15 protein-coding genes and 2 tRNA genes are annotated in these 21,398 nt (G+C 61.3%); 10 read left to right on the top strand and 7 right to left on the bottom strand.

Annotated elements, in window-relative coordinates:
* Window positions 1-3: 3 nt before the first annotated feature.
* Window positions 4-867, bottom strand: coding sequence for an alpha/beta fold hydrolase (locus RE432_RS18750; protein ID WP_310935040.1), 864 nt, complete (start codon window positions 865-867; stop codon window positions 4-6).
* A gap of 92 nt (window positions 868-959) precedes the next feature.
* Here RE432_RS18750 and RE432_RS18745 point away from each other — a divergent pair, with 92 nt between their 5' ends.
* A complete protein-coding gene (locus tag RE432_RS18745) occupies window positions 960-2,597 on the top strand; it encodes an acyl-CoA synthetase (protein ID WP_310935039.1) in 1,638 nt (545 codons plus the stop codon).
* An 80-nt stretch (window positions 2,598-2,677) separates the two neighbouring features.
* Here the strand turns inward: RE432_RS18745 and RE432_RS18740 are convergent.
* Window positions 2,678-2,754: transfer RNA gene (locus RE432_RS18740), tRNA-Pro, on the bottom strand.
* A 34-nt stretch (window positions 2,755-2,788) separates the two neighbouring features.
* Entirely contained in the window at window positions 2,789-4,372 is a 1,584-nt protein-coding gene (locus RE432_RS18735) for a TerC family protein (protein WP_310935038.1), read from the bottom strand.
* 168 nt (window positions 4,373-4,540) lie between these two features.
* Here RE432_RS18735 and RE432_RS18730 point away from each other — a divergent pair, with 168 nt between their 5' ends.
* On the top strand, window positions 4,541-5,122 hold the full coding sequence (locus RE432_RS18730; protein ID WP_310935037.1) for a DJ-1/PfpI family protein: 582 nt from the start codon (window positions 4,541-4,543) through the stop codon (window positions 5,120-5,122).
* Here the strand turns inward: RE432_RS18730 and RE432_RS18725 are convergent.
* Window positions 5,119-7,008 carry an LTA synthase family protein gene (locus RE432_RS18725; RefSeq protein ID WP_310935036.1) on the bottom strand — a complete coding sequence of 630 codons (1,890 nt, stop codon included), beginning with the start codon at window positions 7,006-7,008 and terminating at the stop codon, window positions 5,119-5,121. The genes RE432_RS18730 and RE432_RS18725 overlap by 4 nt on opposite strands.
* Before the next feature lie 393 nt (window positions 7,009-7,401).
* Here RE432_RS18725 and RE432_RS18720 point away from each other — a divergent pair, with 393 nt between their 5' ends.
* From RE432_RS18720 to RE432_RS18705, 4 genes are read left to right on the top strand one after another with little or no spacing between them, the layout of a single operon-like run.
* Window positions 7,402-8,598 carry an ABC transporter substrate-binding protein gene (locus RE432_RS18720; RefSeq protein WP_409079893.1) on the top strand — a complete coding sequence of 399 codons (1,197 nt, stop codon included), beginning with the start codon at window positions 7,402-7,404 and terminating at the stop codon, window positions 8,596-8,598.
* 50 nt (window positions 8,599-8,648) lie between these two features.
* A complete protein-coding gene (locus tag RE432_RS18715; RefSeq protein ID WP_310935034.1) occupies window positions 8,649-10,532 on the top strand; it encodes an ABC transporter permease in 1,884 nt (627 codons plus the stop codon).
* A complete protein-coding gene (locus RE432_RS18710) occupies window positions 10,529-11,308 on the top strand; it encodes an ABC transporter ATP-binding protein (protein WP_310935033.1) in 780 nt (259 codons plus the stop codon). Before RE432_RS18715 ends, RE432_RS18710 begins: the two co-directional genes overlap by 4 nt.
* Window positions 11,305-12,054 carry an ABC transporter ATP-binding protein gene (locus RE432_RS18705; protein WP_310935032.1) on the top strand — a complete coding sequence of 250 codons (750 nt, stop codon included), beginning with the start codon at window positions 11,305-11,307 and terminating at the stop codon, window positions 12,052-12,054. Before RE432_RS18710 ends, RE432_RS18705 begins: the two co-directional genes overlap by 4 nt.
* 15 nt (window positions 12,055-12,069) lie before the next feature.
* On the opposite strand, the gene RE432_RS18700 is transcribed toward RE432_RS18705, so the two are convergent.
* Together RE432_RS18700 and RE432_RS18695 are read right to left on the bottom strand one after the other, a co-directional pair.
* Window positions 12,070-15,627 carry an indolepyruvate ferredoxin oxidoreductase family protein gene (locus tag RE432_RS18700; RefSeq protein ID WP_310935031.1) on the bottom strand — a complete coding sequence of 1,186 codons (3,558 nt, stop codon included), beginning with the start codon at window positions 15,625-15,627 and terminating at the stop codon, window positions 12,070-12,072.
* 60 nt (window positions 15,628-15,687) lie between these two features.
* Complete coding sequence (locus tag RE432_RS18695) at window positions 15,688-16,998, bottom strand: phospholipase A (protein WP_310935030.1); 1,311 nt, start codon at window positions 16,996-16,998, stop codon at window positions 15,688-15,690.
* A 99-nt stretch (window positions 16,999-17,097) separates the two neighbouring features.
* On the opposite strand from RE432_RS18695, the gene RE432_RS18690 reads away from it, so the two are divergent.
* The 3 genes from RE432_RS18690 (at window position 17,098) to RE432_RS18680 (ending at window position 19,473) form a co-directional block, all read left to right on the top strand.
* A tRNA-Arg gene (locus RE432_RS18690) sits at window positions 17,098-17,174 on the top strand.
* Between the two features lie 330 nt (window positions 17,175-17,504).
* Window positions 17,505-18,476 carry a tripartite tricarboxylate transporter substrate binding protein gene (locus tag RE432_RS18685; RefSeq protein WP_310935029.1) on the top strand — a complete coding sequence of 324 codons (972 nt, stop codon included), beginning with the start codon at window positions 17,505-17,507 and terminating at the stop codon, window positions 18,474-18,476.
* A gap of 67 nt (window positions 18,477-18,543) precedes the next feature.
* A complete protein-coding gene (locus RE432_RS18680) occupies window positions 18,544-19,473 on the top strand; it encodes an alpha/beta fold hydrolase (protein WP_310935028.1) in 930 nt (309 codons plus the stop codon).
* Between the two features lie 23 nt (window positions 19,474-19,496).
* Here the strand turns inward: RE432_RS18680 and RE432_RS18675 are convergent, their stop codons facing one another.
* Window positions 19,497-20,216 (bottom strand): helix-turn-helix domain-containing protein, encoded by a 720-nt coding sequence (locus RE432_RS18675; protein WP_310935027.1) that lies wholly within the window; start codon window positions 20,214-20,216, stop codon window positions 19,497-19,499.
* A 203-nt stretch (window positions 20,217-20,419) separates the two neighbouring features.
* Here RE432_RS18675 and RE432_RS18670 point away from each other — a divergent pair, with 203 nt between their 5' ends.
* Window positions 20,420-21,394, top strand: a complete 975-nt coding sequence (locus tag RE432_RS18670; protein WP_310935026.1) for a hydroxymethylglutaryl-CoA lyase — start codon at window positions 20,420-20,422, stop codon at window positions 21,392-21,394.
* The last annotated feature ends 4 nt before the right edge of the window (window positions 21,395-21,398 follow it).

Raw genomic sequence — 21,398 nt, 5'->3', positions numbered from 1 at the left:
ACGTCAGCGGCGGGCAAGCGCGCCGGCTTTGTCGATGAACTGCCGCACGGCTGCCTGGTACTCGGGATGGGAGCTGGCGTTCGAATGGGAACCGCCGTCGATCTGGACCAGTTCGCGCAGCGCGCTGCTTGAAGCGGCCGAAGCCTGGAACAAGGCATCGCTCATGGCGTGCGGCACAATGCGGTCATGGGTGCCGTGCAGGATCAGCAGCGGGTTTCGGATGTTGCCGATGGCGGACAAAGAATCGAAGGGCTGGGTGATCAGCAGCGCCAGGCCGGGAATCCGTGACCACTTGCTTTGCGGAATCATGTCCTGGATGCGGGTGAAGGTGGACTCGACGATCAGCCCGTTGAACTCCGGCTGGCCTTGGCGGGCCGCCAGCGCGATGGCAATGGCGCCGCCCAGGCTGTGTCCGTATACAAAGCGGCGGTCGGCCTGGGGCTGGCGGCGGGCAAGCTCTTGCAGCGCGGCGCCCGCGTCGTCCACCGCGCTGGCTTGCGATGGCAGGCGGGGGGTGGATTGGCCAAACCCCCGATAATCGACAGCCAGGATGCCATAGCCCATGGAAGCCCAGCGTTCAATCCGGAACACGCTGCTATTCAGATTCCATCGTGAACCGTGCAGGTACAGGATGGTGGGCGCGCCGGCATCGGCCGCGGGCAGATACCAGGCCTGCAGCCGGTCGCCGTTATCCAGGCCGATGTAGAACACGTCGGTGCCTTCCGGCGGCTCGCGCCACCAGCGGCTTTCGCCCAGCTCCACCGAAAAAATAGCCGTGCGCTGCCAGCGGTCCAGGAAAACATAGGCGCCCGCAAGGCACAGGAACAAGACACAGGCGGCAGAAAGCAGGTACAGGCGTTTACGCATAGGGGAAAGCAGGGTGATTGCCTAGGTTCATAAGGGTGTTTCGAGCTTAATATAACGATACGAGCGACTTATTCGAAGGCAGGTACGCATCCATGTTGCCACTGAAACCGGACAGCTATGAAGATATCGGACAACGATTCAGCTGGAACATTCCCTCTCGCTACAACATCGGCGTGGATGTGTGCGGGAAGTGGGCGGAGCACGAGCCGGGGCGCCTGGCCCTGATCCATGTCGACCAGGGCGGCGCGGCCCGCCATTACAGCTTTGGCCAGATCCATGAAGCGTCGAACCGGGTGGGCAACTTGTTGTTGGCCCATGGACTGGTTCCGGGCGACCGGGTGGGCATTCTTTTGCCCCAGGCGCCCGAAACCGCCTTGGCCCATGTGGCGGCCTATAAAACAGGCTGTATCGCGATCCCGCTGTTTGCGCTTTTCGGGGTCGAGGCCCTGCATTACCGCCTGAAAGACAGCGGCGCGCGTGTCGTCATCACCAACGCCGAAGGGGCGGCGAAACTGGCCGAAATACGCGACCAGCTGCCAGCGCTTCAGGTGGTGTTCACGATAGACGGCGCCCAGGCGGGTACCTTGGACCTGCATCGTGAAATCGCACAGCACAGTTCCGACCTGACGCCGGTCGATACCGCTGCCGATGATCCCGCGGTCATTATCTATACATCGGGCACCACCGGTCAACCCAAGGGCGCCTTGCACGCGCATCGTGTGCTGCTGGGCCATTTGCCAGGGGTAGAGATTTCCCACAACCTGTTTCCGCAGGAAGGCGACCGGATGTGGACGCCGGCCGACTGGGCCTGGATAGGCGGCCTGTTCGATGTCCTGCTGCCGGCCTGGCATCATGGCATCGCGGTGGTGGCGCACCGCTTCCAGAAGTTCAGCGCCGAAGCTGCCTTCCAGCTTTTGCAGGACTACGGTATTCGCAACACCTTTTTGCCGCCCACCGCGCTGAAAATGATGCGCTCGGTTGCCGAGCCCGAAAAACGCTGGAATTATCAATTGCGTTCCGTGGCCAGCGGCGGCGAGTCGCTGGGGTCCGAGCTGCTGGACTGGGGCCGTCGCAGCTTCGGCCTGACCATCAACGAGTTCTACGGCCAGACCGAATGCAATATGACGGTGTCGTCATGCGCCGACTTGATGCCTGTCAGCCCCGGCGCCATAGGCCGTCCGGTTCCCGGCCATCATGTCGCCATCATCGATGACGGCGGCAAGGAGCTTGAACCCGGCGCAACCGGCAATATTGCCGTGCGCCGCCCGGACCCGGTCATGTTCCTGCAGTATTGGAACAATGCGCGCGCCACTGACGAGAAATACTTGGGCGATTGGCTGCTGACGGGGGATACCGGCTGCATGGACGCCGCCGGCTACGTCCATTTCGTGGGGCGCAACGATGATGTCATTACCTCTGCCGGCTACCGTATCGGCCCGGGGGAAATCGAAGACAGTATTTTGCAGCACCCGTCGGTGAAAATGGTGGCGGTGGTGGGGGCATCCGACCCGCAGCGCACCGAGATTGTCGCGGCCGTGGTCGTTCTGCAGGAAACACATGCGCCCAGCGAGGCGCTGAAGCGTGAAATACAGGAACACGTGAAATCGCGCCTGGCCGCCCATGAGTACCCGCGCGAGATCTTTTTTGTCGATGAGCTGCCCATGACGACGACCGGCAAGGTCATCCGCCGCGAGTTGCGCCAGCAGGTAGAGGCCTGGCGGCGGGGATAGAATTGCCTTGGAGCGGCCCTGCGGCAAAAAAAAAGAGCTTACGCTGGTAAAGTGCGTAAGCCCTGTTTTTTACTATTGCATGGTCGGGGCGAAAGGATTCGAACCTTCGACCCTCTGGTCCCAAACCAGATGCGCTACCAGGCTGCGCTACGCCCCGAATTCACAATAGCCAGCTACTATAACATGAAAGTTCAGGCGGCGTCGGCGGCCCCGGCGGGCGGCGCGTCGTTGGCGGGACGGCACCTGACCTGCACCTTTGCAATCCGGCGTCCTTCCAGTTCCAGGACCTTGAGGCGAAACTCGTTGCCGCCCCGCGAAAACTTGAGCTTGTCGCCCACTTCAGGCAATCGGCCGAACTGGCGCAGCATATAGCCGGCCAGTGTGCTGTATTCGTCGGCGTCGTCCTGCAGGCCTTCGATGTTCAATGTCTGTTCGAAGTGATGCAGGTCGGTGGCGCCGTCCACGATCCATTTGCTGTCGCCAGCGGCAATGATGTCGGGGGTTTCGTCCTCGTCGGGGAAGTCGCCCGCAATGGCCTCGAATACGTCTATGGGCGTGACCAGGCCCTCGACGGCGCCAAACTCGTTGATGACAATCACCAACTGGCCGCGCGCCGTCTTGAGCGTTTCGATCAGGTCCAGGATACGGACGGTTTCGTGCACGATGATGGGCGGGCGCAGCTTGTTCTGGTTCAGCGTCCGATGCTGGATCAGATCGGTGATCATGTCTTTGGCCCTGCCTATGCCGACGATGTCATCCAGCGATCCGCGGCAAACAGGGAAGAATCCGTGCGGCGTCTGGCTGATCTCCTGCCGGATATCATCAGGGTCGTCTTCCAGATCGATCCAACTGATATCGTTGCGGGGGGTCATGATGGAGTGCACGTTGCGGTCCGCCAGGCGCAGTACGCCGCTGACCATATTGCGCTCTTCGACGGCAAATGGCATGTCGGTGACGGTCTGCGCTTGCGTCTCGGCGTCCTCTTCGGTGGTGGCGGGGCGCTTGCCCAGCATGCGCAGTATCCCCTCGGCGGTACGCTCGCGCATGGGCCTTTGCGTATCGGAATTAAGCAAGTTGCGGCGTGCGATCTGGTTCAGCGTTTCGATCGCCACTGAAAACCCGATGGCGGCATACAGATAGCCCTTGGGTACTTTGAAGCCGAAGCCTTCGGCCACCAGCGCAAAACCGATCATCAGCAAGAAGCCCAGGCACAGGATGACAACAGTGGGATGGGCGCCGACGAAGCGCGTGAGGGGCTTGGAGGCAACCAGCATGATGCCGATCGCGATGATTACCGCGGCCATCATGACTTCCAGGTGGTCGACCATGCCGACCGCGGTGATGACAGCATCCAGCGAAAACACGGCGTCCAGTATGACGATCTGGGTCACAATGACCCAGAAGCTGGCGTACATGCGCGAGCCCGATATGGCGTGCGACTTGCCCTCCACGCGCTCGTGCATTTCCATCGTGCCTTTGAAGACGAGGAAAAATCCGCCAAGTATCAGAATCAGGTCGCGCCCCGAGAAGGCAAGGGGGCCAACTGAAAACAAGGGTTCGGTGAGCTTGAACAGCCACGATATGCCGGTAAGCAGCGCCAGGCGCATGACCAGCGCCAGCGACAGCCCGATGACGCGGGCGCGGTCGCGTTGAGCGGGCGGTAGTTTATCTGCCAGGATGGCAATGAAAATAAGGTTGTCGATGCCTAGAACGATTTCCAGGACAACCAGTGTCAATAGGCCGACCCACACGGTGGGGTCAAGCAGCAACTCCATTATCAGTTTCCTTCAGTTTTATGTAAGTATTGTATTGTGCTTGTTTTTTAATTGGAATGGATTGAAGATCACAGAAGGCCGGCCGCGACGCCTGTTGCCGCCGGCAGGGTTGCCGCCGGCGTTGCCTGTGGCTTTCGTGAATTTTGTAACACCAGGACGAGACTGATCATGAGCAAGAAACTGTTGATGCTGGTCGGCGACTATGCCGAAGATTATGAAACCATGGTGCCATTCCAGACCCTGCTGACGGTGGGGCATGTGGTTCATGCCGTATGTCCGGATAAAAAAGCGGGCGATACCGTGGCGACTGCCATACACGATTTCGACGGCGCGCAAACATACAGCGAGAAGCCGGGCCATCGTTTTACATTGAACCACGATTTCGACCAGGTCAATGTGAACGACTACGATGGCCTGGTCATTCCGGGCGGGCGCGCGCCCGAGTACCTGCGCCTGAATGACAGGATACTGGAAATCGTGCGACAGTTTGATGAAGCCGGAAAACCGATAGCGGCGGTGTGCCATGGCGCGCAAATACTGGCGGCCGCCGGCATATTGAAAGGCCGTAGCTGCTCGGCGTACCCGGCGTGCGCGCCCGAGGTCCGCCTGGCAGGCGGCACTTATGCCGACATCGCCATCGACCAGGCCCATACCGACGGCCATCTGGTAACGGCCCCCGCGTGGCCCGCCCATCCCGCCTGGATGGCGCAATTCCTGGCGGTGCTGGGCACGCGCATCGAGCACGCCTAAGTCTTTTGCCTCAGATGCGGCAGGGTGTAGGCCTGGTTCCGGTAGGCCCAGGCCGGCCACAACACATGCGCCAGCGCTTCTTGGGCCAGGACCGGGTCGAGCGCTGTGGGCGTGTAAGTGGCGGGCGCCGTGTAGCGATACTGGCTGGCCGCCTTGTGCGGCTCCAGGACGATCAAGGCGTCTTCTTTCAGGTATCCGTAGTTTTCACCGTACTGCATCATGGCGCGGCCGCCGTCCATTTGCGTCAGGTCCCGCCCTATCATGGGGTGTTCGGTGGCCAGCCCCATGATGGACAGCAAGGTGGTGGGCAGGTCGATCTGGCTGATGAGCCTGTCGTCGCGTCTTGCGCTCACGTCGGCGCCCAGGATCAGGGCGGGAATATGGAAGTGGCGCAGGGGAACCAGGCTTGCGCCCGCCACCTTGGAGTCGTGGTCCGCGACAATCAGGAAGACCGTGTCGTTCCAGTAGTCCGATTGGCGGGCCTGTTCGAAAAAGCGGCCCATAGCCCAGTCGGCGTAGCGAACGGTGTTGTGGACCGTGGCGGGATTGCCGTCGGGGACAATGCGCCCTGACGGGTATTCCCAGGGCGAGTGGTTGCTGACTGAAAACGCCAGCGTGAACGTGGGCTGGCCGGGGGGCGCGGCAAGCAGGCTGTGCAGCTTGTTGAACATGTCTTCGTCGCTGGCGCCCCAGGTGCCGACAAAGGCGGGGTCCTTGAACGTCTGCCGATCGTACAGATCGTCAAAACCGTTGCCCAGGAAAAAGCTTTTCATGTTGTCGAAGTGGGCTTCGCCGCCATAGATGAAGCGCGACCGGTAGCCGTGCTGTTTCAGCAACTGCGCCATGGTAAAGAAATTGCTTTGCGCGCCGGACAGGCGCAGCACCGCGTCCGAGACGGTGGGCGGAAACCCCGCCGTGACGGCTTCCAGCCCGCGCACCGAGCGTGTGCCGGTGGCATACGCGCGGGTAAAGGTCCAGGCGATGTTGGACAGTTCGTCCAAGTGGGGGGTCAGCGACGCGCCGCCCAGGTGGCCGATATACTGCGCGCCCAGGCTTTCCTGTACGATCATCACCACGTTCAGCGGGCGGCTGCGCTGGGCGGCCGGCACCTGCCGGTGCAGGGTGGGAATCTGGCTGGTTCCGGCCGGCAGGGCGGCGCATTGGCGGATCACGGCGTGCATGGCGTCGACAGGCAGGCCGCCATAGACATCGGCGGCCGAACGTTCGTTCTTCATGCTGTAGACGGCATAGCTGACGCTGTACAGCGAATTGAGCGGCAGGGTGTTGAGCATGCTGTCGCCGCAGTAGGCGACGGTGGACGGGTTGATGGGCCTGTGCTTGAATGTGCCGCGCACGGCCAGGACAAGCAGGGCGGCCACGCTCAGGAAAAACACAATGTTCTGCCACCACACCATGTCCTGATCGGGAACGCCTTGCCCAAACAGGGCATAGGCCAGCCATGCGAGCAGGCCCAGCGCCAGCACGGCAGCCAGTATCATGGCCTTGTAGCCTTTCCAGAGCATGCCGAAAACTTCCTGCGGATGCTTCAGGTATTCCACATACAGGCGGTTGGGGCGGGTATCGTATTCGTGGATGAACTGGGGGGTGGAGACTTCCAGCAAGACCAGCAGGAACCAGGCAAGCTGGAACCAGATTTCCGTTACGTCTACCGCCAGCGGCCATTCTTCCATCCAGGGCGACAGCAGCAGCGGGATCCCCGCCAGCAGGGCGATCTGGTTGGCGTCGATGCGCAGGCCGCCCTTCAAGATGGGCAGCAGCCCCCCCGCCTGCCGGACTCGTTTCCATTGCCAGGCCGCCAGCAGACAACGGCTGAACGTCAGCAGGCAAAGGCTGGAGATAATGAAGATCAGGGAAAGATTGCGCATGGCGGCAAATAAGGCCTTCGGTTGTTGAAATACGTGATTCTGATCGGTATACGGCGCGTGCGCTGTAATATTACGTACAATTTATCGAATTTTCCACGCATCTAAAGCACAGGAATGACAGCTATGCACTTTGCCGGATTGTATTTGAAGTTTTTTGCCGCCGGGCCGCCCCAAGGCAAAAAGCACCCCCTTGGGGGGCAGCAAGCAGGTGCCAGCCTGCGCAGCGTGGGGGCCTCTTTTGCCGCCGGGCCGTCCCAAGGCAAAAAGCACCCCCTCGGGGGGCAGCAAGCAGGTGCCAGCCTGCGCAGCGCGGGGGCCTTTTTTGCCGCCGGGCCGTCCCAAGGCAAAAAGCGCCCCCTTGGGGGGCAGCAAGCAGGTGTCAGCCTGCGCAGCGTGGGGGCGTTCTTCTTCGGGACGCTTGCTTTGGCGGCGGCAAGCGCCGCAGCATGCGCCCAGGGCGTCATCAAGATCGGTGAGCTCAACAGCTATAAAACGCAGCCCGCCTTCCTGGGGCCATATAAAAAGGGCATGGAGCTGGCCGTCGAGCAGATCAATGAGGCGGGCGGGGTGAATGGCAAAACGCTGGAACTGGTCATTCGCGACGACAATTCAAACCCGGGCGATGCGGTGCGGGCCGCCGAAGAACTGCTGACCCGAGATAAGGTCGACGTGCTGACCGGTACTTTCCTGTCGCACATTGGCCTGGCGGTCACCGACTATGCCAAGCACAAGAAGCAGTTTTTCCTGGCCAGCGAGCCGCTGACCGACAAGATCGTGTGGGCGGACGGCAACCGCTACACCTACCGCCTGCGCAACTCCACCTATATGCAGGTGGCCATGTTGATTCCCGCGGCGGTCAAGATGAACAAGAAGCGCTGGGCCATTGTCTATCCCAATTATGAATATGGGCAGTCTGCCGTCTCGACGTTCAAGACCTTGTTGAAGCAGGCCCAGCCCGATGTGGAGTTCGTGGCTGAACAGGCGTCGCCGCTGGGCAAGATCGATGCCGGCAGTGTGGTGCAGGCGCTGGCCGATGCCAAGCCGGAAGCCATGTTCAATGTCCTGTTTGCGGCCGATCTGGCCAAATTCGTACGGGCGGGCACGCAACGCAATTTCTTCAATGACCTGCCGGTGGTCAGCATGCTGACGGGCGAGCCCGAGTACCTGGACCCACTGGGCAACGAGACGCCGGTGGGCTGGGTGGTGACGGGCTATCCGTGGTATGCCATCGATACGCCCGAGCACAACCGTTTCCTGGCGGCTTACCAAAAACGGTTTGACGATTATCCGCGGCTGGGAACCATCGTGGGGTATAACGCCATCCTGTCACTGGCGGAAGGGATCAAGAAAGCAGGCTCGACCGACACCGAAGCCTTGATCGAGGCCTTCAAGGAACTGGAAGTCGATACACCCTTTGGGCGCATCAGGTATCGCGGCATTGATCATCAATCCACCATGGGCGCCTATGTGGGCAAACTGGCCATCAAGGACGGCAAAGGCATCATGACCGACTTTGAATACGTGGATGGCGCTACGGTGCAACCTTCTGACGAGCAAGTCAGGCAGTGGCGGCCTGAATCGGCCAACTGAGCCTTTCATTCGATTAGCAAAACTGCGGCGTCCGGGGGCGCCGTCCCACTATGCACCTTACTGGTTTTATCGTTCAGTTTTTGAACGGCCTGGCGGAGGCATCTTCCCTGTTTCTGGTGGCCGCGGGCCTGTCGCTGATTTTCGGTGTCAGCCGCATCGTCAATTTTGCGCATGGTTCGCTGTATATGCTGGGCATATACGTGGCCTACACCATTGTGAACGCCTGGGGGCACAGTCCGCTGGGCTTCTGGTTCAGCCTGATATGCGCCGCGCTGATCGTGGGCGCCCTGGGCGCGCTGGTCGAGATCGTGCTCTTGCGGCGCATCTACCGCGCTCCCGAAATGTTCCAGTTGCTGGCCACATTCGCCCTGGTGCTGGTGTTCAACGACATGGCGCTCTGGATATGGGGGCCTGATGATTTGCTGGGGCCGCTGGCGCCCGGGCTAAACGGCTCCATACAGATCTTCAATCGCTATATGCCGGTGTATGACCTGGCGCTGATCGTGATCGGGCCAGCCGTATTGCTGATACTCTGGCTGCTTCTGACCCGCACGCGCTGGGGCACCTTGATTCGCGCCGCGACGCAGGACCGCGAGATGCTGGGCGCATTGGGCGTCAATCAGGCATGGCTGTTCACCGGCGTATTCGCCCTGGGCGCTTTTCTGGCGGGCCTGGGCGGCGCCCTGCAGATTCCGCGCCAGCCCGCCAGCCTGATGCTGGACCTGAGTGTCATCGGCGATGCGTTTGTGGTGGTCGTGGTGGGCGGCATGGGCTCCATCCCGGGGGCCTACCTGGCGGCCTTGATCATTGCCGAACTCAAGGCCTTGTGCATTGCCTTGGGGGTGGTGGAGCTAGGCGGCATCAGCATTGCCTTTCCCAAGTTGACCCTGGTCGTCGAATTCATCTTCATGGCCTTTGTGCTGGTCTTCAGGCCTTGGGGGCTGCTGGGCAAACCGCTGAGCACTATACGGCATAGCGCCGCCCCCGATGCGCCCCTGCGTCCAGCAACGGCGCCGTTCAAATGGATGGTCTTGGCATTGCTGATCCTGTTTGCCGCGTTTCCGCTGGTTTCGGGCAGCTTTCCTTATGCGGTGGTCCTGGCGCAGGACATGTTGGTGGCGGTGCTGTTTGCCGTGAGTCTGCATTTCATGATGGGGCTGGGCGGCATGCCTTCTTTCGGCCATGCCGCCTATTTCGGCATAGGCGCCTATGCCGCCGCGCTGTTATTCAAAGCAGCAGGGCTGGGGATGGCGGGGGCCCTGGTGGCGGCGCCGCTGGCGGCCGGGCTGGCCGCTATCGTGTTCGGCTGGTTCTGCATACGCCTGACCGGGGTTTACCTGGCCATGCTGACACTGGCCTTTGCCCAGATTGTCTGGTCCATTGTGTATCAATGGGACGATGTGACGGGCGGTTCCAACGGCATTGTCGGCATCTGGCCCGAGGCCTGGCTGTCGGGCGATGCCTATTATTATTTTGTGCTGGCTGTGGTGGTCATGGCGGTCGTCATAGTGCGCCGCATGGCGTTTTCACCGTTCGGCTATGCCTTGCGCGCGGTACGCGACTCGGCCCTGCGCGCCGACGCGTCGGGCATGCATGTGAAGCGCGTGCAATGGGTGGCCTTTATCGTGGCGGGCCTGTTTGCCGGGCTGGCCGGCGCGCTTTATGTCTTTGCCAAAGGCAGCACGTCCCCGGAAGTCATCACAGTGGGCAAGTCGGTGGACGGCCTGGTCATGGTGTTGCTGGGGGGGATACAAACCTTGTTCGGTCCGGTGGTGGGCGCGGCCGGCTTCACGCTTTTGCAGGATTATTTTGTAGGCATTACCGAATATTGGCGCGCCTTGTTCGGTGTGGTCATCCTGGTGATCGTGCTGGTGTTCCCGCAGGGGATCGCCGGCTATGCCGGGATGCTGATGCAGCGCAGGAGGCCGGCATGAACCTGCTCGAGGTGCGCGGGCTGACCAAGCGCTTTGGCGGCAATACGGCGGTCGACCAGATCAGCTTCAATCTGCGCGCGGGCGAGTTGCTGGCCCTGATCGGCCCGAACGGCGCAGGCAAATCGACCACCTTCAACATGGTGAACGGGCAGTTGGCGGCGTCCGGAGGATCGGTATTGCTGGACGGCAAGGAATTGCTGGGCATGCGATCCAGGAGCATTGCGCACCGGGGGGTAGGGCGCACCTTTCAGATTGCCGCCACGTTTGCCTCGTTGACCGTGCAAGAGAATGTGCAGATGGCCCTGGTGGCGCATCATCGCAAGGTGTTTTCGTTCTGGCGGCCCGCGGCGGCGCTGTATCGGGCCGAAGCCAGGCAGTTGCTGGAGCAGGTAGACATGCTGCCGCAGGCCGAGCGGCCCTGCAGCGAGCTGGCCTATGGCGATGTGAAGCGGGTTGAGCTGGCGATGAGCCTGGCGGGCAGCCCCCGCCTGCTGCTCATGGATGAGCCTACGGCGGGCATGGCGCCCGCCGAACGCAACGCCCTGGTTGGCCTGGTCAAGCGACTGGTAGAGGAACGCAACCTGGCGGTCCTGTTCACGGAGCACAGCATGGATGTGGTGTTTGCCTATGCCGATCGTGTGATTGTGCTGGCGCGGGGCAAGCTGATCGCGCAGGGCAGCGTGGAAGAAGTCCGCCGGCATCCCAAGGTTCAGGAGGTTTACTTCGGTACCGGTAAAACCTTTCAGGCAGGCGGTTCGGGGGCGGCGGCGTCATGAAGCACGATGGCACATTGGCCGGGAGCCCGGTCCTGTCGGTGGCAGGCCTGCATGCCTGGTACGGCGCAGCGCACATCTTGCATGGCCTGGACCTGGACGTGGGGCGCGGCGAAGTCGTGGCGCTGATGGGGCGCAACGGGGCGGGCAAGTCGACGACGCTCAAGGCCATCATGGGGCTGGTGGCGCAGCGCAAAGGCGGCATACGTTTCATGGGGCAGTCGATTGCGCATCGGCAACCCTACGAAGTCGCGCGCCGGGGGCTGGGCTATGTGCCCGAAGACAGGCGTATCTTTACCGAATTGACCGTCAGGCAAAACCTGATCACGGGGCAACAGGCCCCCAGGACCTGGCCTGACGGCTCGCAGGGCCTGAACTGGACGTTCGATTCGGTGCTGGCGCTGTTTCCCAATCTGGCGGGCATGCAAGACCGCCCAGCCTGCGCCATGAGCGGCGGCGAGCAGCAGATGCTGTCGGTGGCGCGCACCTTGATGGGCAATCCGTATTGCCTGCTGCTGGACGAGCCGTCAGAGGGCGTGGCGCCGCTGATCGTCGAGCAGATGGCCGAGATGATCCTGGCGCTCAAGGCGCGTGGCGCGAGTGTGCTGCTGTCGGAACAGAACATCCACTTTGCGCGGCTGGTGTCGGACCGGGCCTATGTGCTGGAGAAAGGCGCCATCCGTTTCAGCGGCGCCATGCAGGCGCTGGCCGAAAACGAAGCGGTGCGCCGGGAATACCTGGCGCTGTAGCGGCTGCCCCGGCGGTCAGGCAACCTTGTCCAGCGGCCTGGCCTGCCGATAGGCATCCAGCAACTGCGCCCGGCGCGATGCCGCCTGGGCCAGATTCCTTTCTTTGATGTGGCCGAAGCCGCGGATATCATCGGGCAGATTGGCCAGCTCGATGGCCGCGGGCAGGTTCTGGTCCGTCAGCCCCCGGGCGAACTCATCCAGCAAGTCAAAGTATTCGTCTCGCAGCGCACGTTCCTGGCGCCGTTCCTGTGTTTTGCCGAAGAGATCGAAAGGCGTGCCGCGCACGCCTTTCATGCGTGCCAGGAGCTTGAACACGGACATGACCCAGGGACCGTATTTTTTCTTGACGAGTTCGCCCTTGGCATTCTTCCTGGCAAGCAAAGGAGGGGCCAGATGAAAATGCAGCGTGTAGTCCTTGCCGGGTTCGCCCTCGAACTGGGCGCGCAGCTTGTCGGTGAAGGCGGGGTCGGCATACAGCCGGGCGACTTCGTATTCGTCTTTGTAGGCCATGAGCTTTGCAAGATGCGTTGCCACGGCGCGTGTCAGGCGCAAGCCCCGCGAGGTGGGCAGCGACGCTTCCGCCTCGCGGATACGAGCCACCGCTTCCTGATACTGATCGGCGTACGAGGCATCTTGATAATCGGTCAGCCATTGCGCGTTGCGTTCTATTATTTTGTCCAGCGGCTCGGGCAGGGACACGATCTGGGCCGGCATGCCGGCGCTGCGGGGGGTGATGGCCTGCGGACCATGGTGGGCCGCCGCGCGGCCCCATTCGAACGCGGACTGGTTTTTTTCTACCATGACGCCATTCAGCTCGATGGCGCGCACCACGCTTTCGTACGAAAGCGGTATCCAGCCCTTTTGCCACGCATAGCCCAGCAACAAGGGGTTGGCATAGATGGCATCGCCCATGAGCGCCACGGCCAGGGTGTTGGCGTCCAGAAACTCACAGCCCGAGCCGATGGATGCCGTCAGTTCGCCCTCGATGGCGGCATCAGGATACCGCCAGCGGGCGTCCTTGACGAAATCGGCGGTCGGTACCTGCGCCCGGTTCACCGCGGCACGGGTCAGGTCTTTCTGCGCCTTGGACAGCACCTCGGCCGAGGTGGTCACGATGGCATCGCAGCCAATGATGAGGTCGGCCTCGCCGGTCGCGATGCGCGTGGCGTGCAGGCCGGACGGGTCGGCCGCGATCTGGACGTGGCTGAGCACGGCGCCGCCTTTCTGCGCCAGGCCGGCCATGTCCAGCACCGTGACGCCTTTGTGCTCAAGGTGGGCAGCCATGCCCAGCAGCGCGCCGATGGTGACGACGCCGGTGCCGCCTATGCCGGTGATCAGGATGCCGTAGGTTCCCGCAATGGCCGGCAGGGCGGGCAGCGGCAGGTTTGCATTGCCGGGGCCGGCTGGATCGGATTGCGGCGGCCGGGGTTTCTTGACTTGCGCGCCCTCGGCGGTAATGAAGCTGGGGCAGAAACCGTTGATACAGGAAAAATCCTTATTACAGGACGACTGGTTGATGTGCCGTTTTATGCCCCGCGGCGTGCTCAGGGGCTCAACGGACAGGCAGTTGGACTTGACCGAGCAGTCGCCGCAGCCTTCGCAGACGGCATCGTTGATGAAGATGCGGCGGGCCGGATCGGGGTAGGCCCCCCGTTTGCGGCGGCGGCGTTTTTCGGTGGCGCAGGTCTGATCGTAAATGAGCACGGTGGTGCCCTGGGTATCGCGCAGCTCGCGCTGCACGCGGTCAAGTTCGTCGCGGTGATAGACGGGGGGATTGCCCGCCAGCGCCACGCCCTTGTACTTATCGGGTTCGTCGGTGACCACCACGGTTTTTCGGGCGCCTTCGGCGTGGACCTGCGCGATGACGTCGGTGACTTTAAGCACGCCGTCCACCGGCTGGCCGCCTGTCATGGCGACGGCGTCGTTGTACAGGATTTTGTAGGTGATGTTGGCATTGGCGGCAATGGCCGCCCGGATGGCCAGTATGCCCGAATGGAAGTAGGTGCCGTCGCCCAGGTTGGCAAAAACGTGCTTTTCGGTGGTGAAGGGTTGCTGGCCTATCCATGCCGCGCCTTCGCCGCCCATATGGCTGAAGGTTTCCGTGTTGCGATCCATCCAGATCGTCATGTAGTGGCAGCCTATGCCGGCCAGCGCGCGCGAGCCTTCGGGCACTTGCGTGGAGGTATTGTGGGGACAGCCGGAGCAGAACCAGGGTTTCCGGTCGGTGGCTGAAAGGGGTTTTTCCAGCTCGCGGTCCTTGGCGTCGATCATGGCGATGCGCGCGGCGATGCGCGCCCGCAGTTCTGGCGGCAGGTCGGTTTTTTCCAACCGCCGGGCGATAGCGCGTGCGATCAATGCGGGCGACAGCTCGGCCCGGGCCGGCAACAGCCATTGGCCGCGCGGCACAGACCATTCGCCGCCGGCGTTGTCCTTTTCATCGAACTTGCCATAGACCTTGGGGCGTACATCGTCGCGCCAGTTGTAAAGCTCTTCTTTGAGCGCGTATTCGAGTATCTGCCGTTTTTCCTCGACGACCAGGATTTCTTCCAGGCCGGTGGCGAATTCGCGTGCATCCTGCGCATTCAGCGGCCAGACACAGCCCACCTTCATCAGGCGGATGCCCAACTGCGCACAGGCGGCCTCGTCCAGCCCCAGATCCGCCAACGCCTGGCGGGTGTCCAGATAAGCCTTGCCCGCGGTCATGATGCCAAAGCGGGGGCGGGGCGAATCCATGACGATGCGGTTCAGTTTGTTGGCGCGCGTGTAGGCCAGCGCCGCGTACCACTTGTAGTCGATCAGCCGGGCTTCCTGCGCCAAAGGGGGATCCGGCCAGCGTATGCTCAAGCCATCGGGGGGCAGGGTGAAATCGTCCGGAATAATGATGCGGCTGCGGTCGGGGTCTATGTCTATCGACGCGGTCGACTCCACCACTTCGGTGACGCATTTCATGGCGACCCACAAGCCCGAATAGCGGCTCATGGCCCAGCCGTGCAGGCCGAAGTCCAGGTATTCCTGTACGTTGGCGGGATACAGAACCGGAATGCCCGCCGCCAGCAGGTCGTGTTCCGACTGGTGCGCGACGGTCGAGGATTTGGCCCCATGGTCGTCGCCGGCCAGCACCAGTACGCCGCCGTGACGCGCCGTGCCGGCCGAGTTGGCGTGCTTGAAAACATCCATGGACCGGTCGACCCCCGGGCCTTTGCCGTACCACATGGCGAACACGCCATCGCGTGTGGCGTCGGGATACAGGGTGACTTGCTGCGTGCCCCATACCGACGTGGCCGCCAGGTCTTCATTCAGGCCCGGCTGGAAGACGATGTCGTGGTCTTTCAGGTGCTGTTTGGCTTTCCACAGGGCCTGGTCCAGCGCGCCCAGCGGCGAACCGCGATAGCCCGAAATAAAGCCGGCCGTATTGAGCCCCGCCCGCTGGTCCCGCGCCTTTTGCAGCATGGGCAAGCGCACCAGGGCCTGGGTGCCGCTCATGTAGGCGCGGCCGCGCTCCAGTGTGTATTTATCGTCCAGCGATACTGTGGCCAGTGTCGATAATGCGGCCTGATCCAGCGGGGCATTCATGGGGCGGTCTCCTGCAGAGTTTTTCTTTAGTGCTCCGCCCCTAGTGTATGCACTTCTTGGCTAAGGTACCAGAGCGATCCCCAAGCGGACCTGGCCGTCGCTTTTGTGGTTGTAGCCCAAGAGGGTTTCGCTGTAGCCCTTGAAATACTGGACATGAATGTAGCCGTTCATGTTCAGGAAGGTTCGGCGCAGCGGCCACGCGGCTTCGATCTGCGTGGCATTGCGGCCTTTGTCGCCTTGCCGGTACAGGCCTGTAAGGACTAGCCCGTTATCCTGGGCAAAGCGCAGCTTCCAATCGACGTGGCCGGCATAATCGGCATAGTCGGGATTATGGCTTTCCAGCGAGAAGTAGCTTTTTATGCGCGGGGCGAACGTCAGCGTGCTGCCCCCGTCAAAGCGGTAGTTCAGTTCGGGTTGAATGTAGGCGAAGTTCAAAGAACGCGAATCGTCTCCGCTTTTGCCATTGGACTCGTGTTCGACGCCTGTGGCCAGGCCCACGAACCAATCTTTTTGCGCGGATTGCCACAAGGCATCCTTGCGCCAGAACAGACTGGGCTTGAACGAGGTGTCGACAAAGGGATGGGAGTCGGAATGAAGATCCCACAGAGCGGTTTGCGTATAGCCCAGATAGATGTTGTCGACGAACTCGGGGTTTTCCGGGTCGTTGGGCGTGAACAGACGGTACTTGAAGCTGACCTGGTAGCGGGCATTCTTGCCGCCCTTGTTGCCGACGTCGAAATAAATCGGTTCATAGGCGGAAATGGCGCTGCGGAAGTTTTCGAATGCCGAGTTTGAATTCGACGCCAGGCCATACCTGGCGGTGACCGGCGGCCCCTGGTCGGCGGTCGCGCCCGCTGCGGCCACAACATTCTCGGGCAAAGGCGGGTCGCTTCGGGAGCCGGCGCTGGCCGCGCCGGCATCAATCACCGGTACGGCGGCCGGCCCGCTGGCGATCAGGCTGTGCTCCTTCGGACTGGTATCGAGCGCCATCAAGGTGGGCTCGCCCTCGATATTGACCGCCTGCAAGCCTTGCGCTTCGCTGGGTACGACCGCCCGCCATGACAGCTTGACGAAGTTGTTGACCGGGACATTGATGGCGGCTTCCGCGCCGTCAAGATAGGCCAGGCTGCGTATGGTTTTTCCGTTTTCGCTACGCCATTGCAGAACCAGGTTTTTAGGGGTGGTCCAGGTCAGCGCCGTATCGGAATCGTTGAACAGCACTGCCCGCACATTGACGGTTTCGCCGGGAACGGCGTGGGTTTGTTCCAGCCTGTAGGTGATGCCCGCGGTCGCGCTGGAGGCCAGGCATGCGGCGCCGCACAACATGAGCGTAGACAGAAGAATATTCAGGTGGTGGGTCAGTCGTGTCATAAGACGTCTTGTTTGGTAGATAGACGAAAGGGAATGTAGCATTGCCCGGGAATGTTTACGCTACCTAATGTAAAATGCGCCCTCGCAGCAAGCAATGCAGCGGCAGTAGCTCAGCTGGATAGAGCACGGGCCTTCTAAGCCCGGGGTCGGGGGTTCGAGCCCCTCCTGCCGCGCCAGCAGCATCGTCATCCTTCATCCGTTCCGCCCGTCGCGGGCGGCGCCACGCCGGCACGCGCCAATGGCTTGGGTCCCTGGACTCAAGATTCAACCTCTCTTCACCATTCTCTTTTGTGATCGCCGCTCACGCTGGGCCGGGCGACGCCTCGTTGATGCCGGGTTCCCTTCTTGACGGCATTATCTTATTGTCTTTAAAATTCTATTTGATGTAATATAGTTCTATTAGATAGATTTAATAAACTTGCAATCATCCGCCTATCCAGACGGTGTGAGTGCCCCCACACAGAGCCGTTCCGACTCGAAACACATAGCCAAAACAGGAGATAACCTTGATCAAAACCTTCCATTGCGTCGTCAGCGCCGTTGCGTTTTCCCTGGGCCTGGCCGGCACGGCCGCAGGCGCGCAAGACTATCCGAACCAGCCCCTCAGGGTGCTGGTGGGTTTTTCCGCCGGAGGGCCGACGGATATTGTGGCGCGCGTTATGGCTCAGGGCATGTCGGAGGAGCTTGGCGTGCCGCTGGTTGTAGAAAACAAACCCGGCGCGGGCGGCAATATAGGCGCGACCGAGGCAAAATTGGCCAAGCCTGACGGCTATACGCTGTTTTTCGCGGGATCGAATCACACCATTAACGCCGGCATGTATGAGCATCTGCCGTACGATCCCGTCCAGGACTTCGAGGCGGTATCGATCGTGGCCGAAGCCCCCAGTGTGATGGTTGCGCGCCCGGATTTTCCGGCCGATGACGCCAAGGGCTTAATGCAACTGCTGAAAGACAAACCGGACTCTTTTGCGATTGCAACGGCAGGGGGCGGTCAGTTGCAGGCGCACCAGTTCATGAGCGCCACGTCCACGTCAATGATCGATGTGCCCTACAAGGGGGCCGCGCCGGCGATCATTGATCTGGCGGGCGGGCATGTGGACCTGTCTTTGGCAACGCTCGGATCGGTGCTGCCGCAGATCAAGGCGGGCCAGGTCAAGGCGATTGCGGCGGCCGCGCCCGAGCGCTCGGCCTTGCTGCCCGATGTCCCAACATTTGAAGAGCAGGGCTATCCTGGCATATACATGGGTTCCTGGTACGGCTTGCTGGTGCCGAAGGGAACGCCCAAGGCGTCGATCGACAAGCTTGCGGCGGCCGTCAGGAAAGTGGCGGGCTCCGACGGCTTTCGTGAAAAACTCGCCGCGGCCGGATTGGCGCCGGTGACCTCCATCGATGCCGAGCGATTCGCTCAGATCATCCAGGACGAAACAGGCCTGTATCGCAAGATTGGGCAAGTGTTGCGCAGCGCTGCGAGCAAATAAACCCGGATAATGCAGGCTTGTGGCGGGTGTCCGTGCCCGCCGCTTTTGATGAGGCGCCGCCGTGCACTTGAAAACAATCAAATCCTATTTCGTCGGCGGCCGCCCTTTGCAGCTTCAGGGCATACCGGCTCCTGAACGTGTCAGGGTGCCCGGCGAGCGTCCGGTGGCGCTGCAGATGAATGGCATGCACATGGTTGGGCAGATGTATGCCCAGCACTTTTGTTTACAGCAACCGCAGTCGCCGTATCCTGTGGTGCTCATTCATGGGGGCGGATTAAGCGGCTCCTTTTGGGAGTCGGACGCATATGGCGAGGAAGGCTGGCTGCACAAGTTCCTTCGCGCCGGTTTTGATACGGTGGTGACCGACGCGTTCGAGCGTGGTCGCTCCGGCTTTCCGGCAGTACCACATGTGCTTAGCGAGGCGCCGCATCACCGCACGCTCGAGGAAATGTGGCACGCATTCCGGCTTGGGCCGGTTGCAGGTTTCAGGCCGGGCGACCTGCGCCATGGCCATGCCGGGCAGCAATTTCCCGTTGAAAGATTCGAATGGTATGCGCAGCGATTCGTGCCTCGCTGGACTAACACCGAACAACAAACGCTGGCGGCGTATGAAGAACTCATCAGGCAGTTGGGCCCATGCATGCTGGTCGGACATAGCCAGGGCGCTTTCTACAGCCTGATGCTCGCGCAGCGGCTTCCGGATACCGTGCGCAGGGTGGTTGCCATCGAGCCGCCGGCAGTGCCCGAGGGCGAGCCTGCTTGCGCCTATCCGCCTCATCTGGCGGTATGGGGCGACTATATTTCCCAAAGTGAAATGTGGGTCAGGTATCGCGCCAAGCACGTGGATTGGGCTGAAAAGCTGGCCTGCGGCGGCGGGCCGGGACACGCATTCATTGACTTGCCCGCCGAGAACATCACCGGCAATTCACATTTGATCGTGCCTGACCGCAACAATCAAAAGATATTCGAGCGCATTCTTCGGTGGGTGCAGGGCTAGGGCTCGGCGCCGGCTGGATGTATTCAGGCAGGAAAGGTCCCGCCCATATCCTGGGTCAAGTCATGCGCATGCTTGCGCACGATATCTGTCAGCTTGTCGTGGAAACGCGTTGTGGGCACGGTGAGCGTCAGGGCGCCAACAAGCTTGGCGCCCGGGCCGAACACGGGCGAAGAAATGCCTGACAAGTCCGGAACGCGGTCGCCGTTCAAGGCAATGACCTTGTCGCGTTGAATGGCGTCATAGATTGCGCCTCGGCCTGACTCGTAAGCCGTCAACACTCTTCCGCCCGCGCCCGATTGAAGGGGCAGCAGGTCGCCCTGGCGGCCTTGGTCCGCGACCAGTTGGGGGGAATTGACGCGATAGAGCACTAAACGATGGTCACCTTGCCGGACATGAAATGATGCGCTTTCTTGCGTCTCTTCCACCATTGCCCGCAAGTGCGGCATGACCACATTTTCGAGAGAGAACGAGGTCATGTAGATGTTGTGCAGGCGAGCGACCTCTGCGCCCAGGCGATAACGGCCATCGGACGTTTTTTGAATCAAGCCGAAGTGAATCAATGAAGTGAGCATGCGTAATGTGGTGCTCTTGACCAGCTCGGTGCGCTCTACCAGCTCGTTGAGTGAAAGGTCGGTGTCGCCGAGCTGAAATGCGCACAGTAGGCTCAAGGCGCGATCGACGGCAATCACCCCTCCCTTGTCGGCGGAAGAGTTTTCTGGCGTTCGTGATGGATATCGAGCCATTTGGGCAGGCCTTTTAAAAATCGGATTCATCAAACTGTATACGAATTCTATCTTATAGAACGGCCAATGGTGGACCTGCGCGGGCTGCGCAGGCGCCGGCCCGTTTGAAAAGAGAAATGTAAAAGCAAATTGACACGCCATGATGAGTACGATATTCTATTAATTAGAACATTGGTCTATTTGATAGAAATTAAGGATTTGATATGGATGTCCTTGTAAGTGAAGTGGGGCCACGAGACGGTCTGCAGAGTCTTGGCGTCACCATGCCCACCGCCGCCAAGATCGCCTGGATCCGCGCACTGGCGGCGGCCGGCGTCAAGGAGATCGAGGTCGGTTCGTTTGTGAATCCTCGTCTTCTTCCGCAAATGGCCGATACCGGCGAAGTGGTGAAAGCAGCGCGTGACATCGCCGGCCTGGAGGTGATGGCGCTTGTGCCCAACATGAAAGGCGCCCGGCTGGCCGTGGCCGCCGGCGCGCCCAAGATCAATATTCCCGTATCCGCTTCCCAGGCCCACAACATGGCCAATGTACGCATGACGTGCGAGCAAGGTATTGAAGCGGTCGCCGAGATCTGCCGGTATCGGGACAGCCTGCCCGAATCAGCGCGTATCGGCGTGGAGGTCGGCATTGCCTCGGCGTTCGGCTGCACGCGGGAAGGGCGCATCCAGGAAGACTGGGTAATGGAGATGGCATTGCGGCTTGTCAAGGCCGGCGCTGATACGGTGGGCCTTTCCGACTCGGTCGGCTACGCCAACCCCGCTCAAGTCAAGCGCATGTTTCTGCGTCTTCGCAAGGAGATCGGCGGGCATGCCGGTGGCGCGCACCTGCACAACACGCGGGGCCAGGGCCTGGCCAACGTCGTGGCGGCGCTGGATGCCGGGGTGACCACCTTCGACTCATCCTTGGGCGGAATTGGCGGCTGCCCTTACGCGCCGGGCGCGACCGGGAACATCGTGACTGAAGATCTTGTGTTTCTTCTTGAAAGCATGGGCCTGGATACCGGCATCGACTTCAACGCATTGCTGCGCGCCCGCGATGTATTGCAACAGGCACTGCCGGATGTAGAGCTCTATGGCAGTTCGCCGGCCGCCGGCCTGACAAAAGGTTTTGCGTACGCCAATCCCTCGCGCGGGTTCGACCCAGAACCCGCCAAAGCCGTCAACCAATGCGATCTATGAACTC

The organism is Pusillimonas sp. SM2304 (genome assembly GCF_031628915.1).
Lineage (GTDB): Bacteria > Pseudomonadota > Gammaproteobacteria > Burkholderiales > Burkholderiaceae_B > Pusillimonas_C.
This window is presented reverse-complemented; position numbering and strand designations above follow the sequence as displayed.

Coding starts and splice junctions, on each gene's coding strand:
- RE432_RS18725 (WP_310935036.1), bottom strand. CDS start 7,008: ATGCGCAATCTTTCCCTGATCTTCATTATCTCCAGCCTTTGCCTGCTG.
- RE432_RS18670 (WP_310935026.1), top strand. CDS start 20,420: ATGGATGTCCTTGTAAGTGAAGTGGGGCCACGAGACGGTCTGCAGAGT.
- RE432_RS18745 (WP_310935039.1), top strand. CDS start 960: ATGTTGCCACTGAAACCGGACAGCTATGAAGATATCGGACAACGATTC.
- RE432_RS18710 (WP_310935033.1), top strand. CDS start 10,529: ATGAACCTGCTCGAGGTGCGCGGGCTGACCAAGCGCTTTGGCGGCAAT.
- RE432_RS18700 (WP_310935031.1), bottom strand. CDS start 15,627: ATGAATGCCCCGCTGGATCAGGCCGCATTATCGACACTGGCCACAGTA.
- RE432_RS18695 (WP_310935030.1), bottom strand. CDS start 16,998: ATGACACGACTGACCCACCACCTGAATATTCTTCTGTCTACGCTCATG.
- RE432_RS18735 (WP_310935038.1), bottom strand. CDS start 4,372: ATGGAGTTGCTGCTTGACCCCACCGTGTGGGTCGGCCTATTGACACTG.
- RE432_RS18715 (WP_310935034.1), top strand. CDS start 8,649: ATGCACCTTACTGGTTTTATCGTTCAGTTTTTGAACGGCCTGGCGGAG.
- RE432_RS18730 (WP_310935037.1), top strand. CDS start 4,541: ATGAGCAAGAAACTGTTGATGCTGGTCGGCGACTATGCCGAAGATTAT.
- RE432_RS18705 (WP_310935032.1), top strand. CDS start 11,305: ATGAAGCACGATGGCACATTGGCCGGGAGCCCGGTCCTGTCGGTGGCA.
- RE432_RS18750 (WP_310935040.1), bottom strand. CDS start 867: ATGCGTAAACGCCTGTACCTGCTTTCTGCCGCCTGTGTCTTGTTCCTG.
- RE432_RS18675 (WP_310935027.1), bottom strand. CDS start 20,216: ATGGCTCGATATCCATCACGAACGCCAGAAAACTCTTCCGCCGACAAG.